The organism is Henriciella sp. (genome assembly GCF_049649345.1).
In the GTDB taxonomy this organism is placed as follows: domain Bacteria; phylum Pseudomonadota; class Alphaproteobacteria; order Caulobacterales; family Hyphomonadaceae; genus Henriciella.
The window spans coordinates 1-3667 of sequence record NZ_JBARZC010000489.1 but is presented as its reverse complement, the minus strand read 5'-3'; the positions used below and the strand labels follow the sequence as shown (position 1 = coordinate 3667).

Below are 3667 nucleotides of genomic sequence, written 5' to 3'. Positions count from 1 at the left end.
TTGCTTACCGCAAATAAGCGACCGTAGGACATCACGATAGCGGTCGTGAACGCTTCGGACTCCATGACGCTATCTTTTAATGGAGCAACTTCATTATCGCATTTCAGCCTGTCGAGACGACCATAGAAGTAAAGGACGTGCTTCATTGTCATGAGGTTCGTGATCGTCTTGCGTAAACGGTGTACGTGCGACTTATTCTCTTCGACGAAGGCTTCCGCATCTTCTTCGGTAAATGCCAAGAAATATCTCCCGATACATGTCATAAGTGCTGTTATGATGCGTAACCGTACCGCGGTGCGCTGGCAACGATGGGGAAACCGACGCTCTATAGATGGAGGCGCGATGTTCCCGGCCGGCGCCTCCATTGTGCTCGGGCCGTCCTACGGTGCCGACGAGCTGATGGTTCTACTTGCGCCAACGTCGCGGTTCCTCGCGCTCCAGACTGGGCGGCCAGTCGTTCCTGGCACCGCCGTCGATCCCTGCTTGCTTCACGCGGCGATAGCCGACGCGGAAGATCCTCGACACTGCCCTGCGATAATCTGATCCCTGAAGCCTGCAGGGTATGAGTACCTGGTGCCCGGCATCTGGACACCTCCCTGTGAAATCCAATTTGTGTCCAGGGTAGTGGGCAACACTAGGGCCAGCCCTTATAGCGGCCATAGTGGTCTTTACGATCACCCAATATGCCGCTTGACAAATCGCTTCAAAGCGGCCAGGGTGGTGATCGAACGGGTCACCGCGGACGCTTTTTATGATCAACTCTATCACGCTCACAAGGCATGGACGACAGCGCGCTGCAGAACGCGCGGTGCCGCTCTCGGTTATCGAGATGATCCTGGATTATGGAGAGAGCAGGAATGCCCGGGATGGAGCGCAGAAATATGCTCTGTCGAAGGCCAGCCTGAGAGAGGTGCGCCGGGACTTCGGAGCAGAAGTATCCAGTTCTCTCAACAGGTTCAGAAGAACCTATGTTGTCTCCTCCAATAACGCAGTCATCACTGTCGCTTTCGCACAACGCCCGCTTTTTCACTGAAGGAACCAATATGCCCAAGACACACGCAAACGACTTCCTGCCCTGGCTCAAGACCGCTTCCGATACGGAGCTGAAACGCGAGATCGACGCTCCGGACGCTCTGCTGATCGACAAGGCCTGGCAAGGTTCGAAGCGAATAGATATTGCCTATGCCGCCTTCGACCATGTGACCAGAACGGCGAAGATAGTGATTGTTGGGATCACTCCCGGACGCCAACAGATGGCGAATGCCCTGCAGGAATGTCGGCGCCAGTTGCGATCCGGCGCGGCCGCGGACGTGGCCCTTGCTGCAGCGAAGGTGCATGCGAGCTTCTCCGGTCCGATGCGGGCGAACCTCGTCGCCATGCTTGACGACATCGGCGTCGCGCAGTTGCTCGGGCTCGAAAGCACCGCCGCTCTGTGGGGGTCGGCTTCCGATCTGGCGCATTTCACGTCCGCCCTTCGCTACCCGGTCTTGTCGACGGAAAGAATTACTCCGGCGCGCCGACCATGACGCGCGTTCCCGTCCTGCAAGGGCAGCTTAACACTTGGCTCGTTGAGGAGATGCGGCAGTTGCCAGATGCGCTCTACGTGCCGCTCGGCCCCAAAGTTGGCGAGGCTTTGGAGTGGGCTGCGTCCCGCGCGGGCATTCCGAGGGCGCAGGTCCTGAGCGGCCTGCCGCATCCGAGCGGCGCCAGCGGCGAGCGCATCGCGTACTTTCTCGGTCGCAAGCCAAAGGCACTCTTGTCGACGAAGACCAATGCCGCGCGGCTGGATGCGGCGCGCGAGAGCCTGATCTACAAAATTCGCAAGCTGGGAGGCCGTGCATGACCAAGTTGCCGCGAGACATGGATTTCGAGGAGCGTATCCGCGAGTTCGAGAATGGGTACGACCACGAAAACGATCCTGCCATGACGCTCGTGCAGTTGGTCCAAGCCGCCGGCGACTTCCTGACTAGGATCGTCAGGGCCGAGGATGCCAACGCCGGTATGAAGCGGCTGATCGGTTCGTTCGCCAGTGAGAGAGACGACTGGCAGGAAGGTCTCGAGGCGAATATGCAGGGTGCCTACGGCGAGTGGCCGCTGGGCGCGCTGCTGCACAATCTGAGCGCCTACGCACATTACGGCATCGACATTGAGGCCCGGGAACACGAGGACGAGAAGACCGTCGAGACGCGGCTGCGCGGCCATGTTGAGACGGCAGTGAGCTTCCTGGCACTCTGCCCATTAGACGCCTGGCTCGGGCCGAAGCGTGAACCTCAGCTCGAGGATACAGTGCTTTTGGCCCGTGGACGATGGGCTCTGGACAACGATCGCCCGATCGAACCGGAGGCGCTCGCACGCTTCGGCGGCGTCAAGATGAGCCGGATGCGCAACATGGTTTCCGGCCAAAACCCAATCCTGCGACGCGAGAATGGTCTCGGGCCCGCCCATGAAGCGACGGCGTGGCTGCAAGATCGTGACAGCTTCTGTCCCTCAATCTGGCGCACCGCCCGTCCAAGCTACGATGGAGTGGTTACAACCTTCACTTATGTGCAGCCCATTTTCGTGCCGATGGCACGGGATGGATCGCTCTTCCATCCCGGCCTCGAACGGCGCGGCACGTTCACCATCGGCGAGAAGGGCGGCGAGGTTCATGTCGAGAATTTCGACGATGCACTTCGCGATCTCCAAGAGATGCCCGACCCGGCCTGGCGTCGTCCACCGCGAGGGGGCCGAGGTGGTTGGAGTATCGTGCGTGGGACAAGCTGGGCCCGCATATCCCAAGCAGAGCTTGATGCACACGCACGGTCGGAAACCGAACTCACGAGGTACATCGAGGAAAGCCATGAGGATGATTAGAGTGTCGCGGGCGGCCAACAGCCCATCCGACGGTCGCCATGACGCGCTCGGGGCCGCTCTGGATCACACGCTGACGACCGATCAAACGATCAGTGGAGCTTCGGGCGCAGCGGCCGGCTCGGATCACCGCCTCCCTTTCCTGGAGGCGATCAGGGCAGCGTAGTCGCGCCCGGCCTCTATGGACTGGGCGTGGATGTAATGCCGCTCTGCCGTCCCGGGACCCTTGTGGCCCAGCACGGAGGATATCAGCTTCGCCGCTTCCGGAGAGATCCGGACGAGCGTGGTCGCCGCCGAGTCCCGGAAGAAGTGGGGTGGAACGCGCACCCCAGTCATCCGCAGAGTTGCCCCGCCAATACGCGATCCGAGATAGTTCTCACTCATCCGCTTGCCGGTCCTGTCGAGCCAGAGGCTGGTATCCTTTCCCCTGCCCCGCGCGGCCAGGACCGGCCTGGCTTCCGCGAGATAGGCCCGGAGGAAGGGGTCGCTCTGCGGCGGCACGTCGGCCTCCCACGGCACGCCGGTCTTGGTCAGCGCGCCGCTCAGCGCGACGGTGATGCGGTCGTCGCCGACGAGGATCGACTCTCCGAGGCGCAGGCTCGCGAGCGCGCGCCGGCGCATCGGCAGAAGGGCGAGAAGCGCGACCATGGCCGCGTCGCGCAGCCCCGTGGCCCGGAAGAGAGACCCCTCTGGCCACATCCGCGCTTCGTCCCCGAGCATCGTCGCAGCATCGAGAAGGCTTAAGGTCGACAGGATGCGCCCCTGCTTGCGGGAGGGGTCCCCTCGCCCGGCCGCGTGCTTCAGGCGGCTCTTGAGC

At 61.8% G+C, this 3667-nt stretch carries 6 protein-coding genes; 4 read left to right on the top strand and 2 right to left on the bottom strand.

The features are described from left to right. Positions 1 to 239 (bottom strand): hypothetical protein (locus WA989_RS13530; RefSeq protein ID WP_424341018.1); only part of this gene is annotated, 239 nt, incomplete at its 3' end. A gap of 512 nt (positions 240 to 751) precedes the next feature. Here WA989_RS13530 and WA989_RS13525 point away from each other — a divergent pair. From WA989_RS13525 to WA989_RS13510, 4 genes are read left to right on the top strand one after another with little or no spacing between them, the layout of a single operon-like run. Next, the gene (locus WA989_RS13525; RefSeq protein ID WP_424341017.1) at positions 752 to 1033 is read left to right on the top strand and encodes a hypothetical protein; all 282 of its coding nucleotides are present in this window, start codon (positions 752 to 754) and stop codon (positions 1031 to 1033) included. A gap of 10 nt (positions 1034 to 1043) precedes the next feature. Beyond that, positions 1044 to 1526, top strand: a complete 483-nt coding sequence (locus WA989_RS13520) for a hypothetical protein (protein ID WP_424341016.1) — start codon at positions 1044 to 1046, stop codon at positions 1524 to 1526. Then, on the top strand, positions 1523 to 1843 hold the full coding sequence (locus tag WA989_RS13515; protein ID WP_424341015.1) for a hypothetical protein: 321 nt from the start codon (positions 1523 to 1525) through the stop codon (positions 1841 to 1843). The genes WA989_RS13520 and WA989_RS13515 overlap by 4 nt, the downstream gene beginning before the upstream one ends. Further along, entirely contained in the window at positions 1840 to 2853 is a 1014-nt protein-coding gene (locus WA989_RS13510; protein ID WP_424341014.1) for a hypothetical protein, read from the top strand. The genes WA989_RS13515 and WA989_RS13510 overlap by 4 nt, the downstream gene beginning before the upstream one ends. A 123-nt stretch (positions 2854 to 2976) precedes the next feature. On the opposite strand, the gene WA989_RS13505 is transcribed toward WA989_RS13510, so the two are convergent. Further along, a partial coding sequence (locus WA989_RS13505) for a tyrosine-type recombinase/integrase (RefSeq protein ID WP_424341013.1) occupies positions 2977 to 3667 on the bottom strand: 691 nt, incomplete at its 5' end.

Coding starts and splice junctions, on each gene's coding strand:
- WA989_RS13525 (WP_424341017.1), top strand. CDS start 752: ATGATCAACTCTATCACGCTCACAAGGCATGGACGACAGCGCGCTGCA.
- WA989_RS13515 (WP_424341015.1), top strand. CDS start 1,523: ATGACGCGCGTTCCCGTCCTGCAAGGGCAGCTTAACACTTGGCTCGTT.
- WA989_RS13510 (WP_424341014.1), top strand. CDS start 1,840: ATGACCAAGTTGCCGCGAGACATGGATTTCGAGGAGCGTATCCGCGAG.
- WA989_RS13520 (WP_424341016.1), top strand. CDS start 1,044: ATGCCCAAGACACACGCAAACGACTTCCTGCCCTGGCTCAAGACCGCT.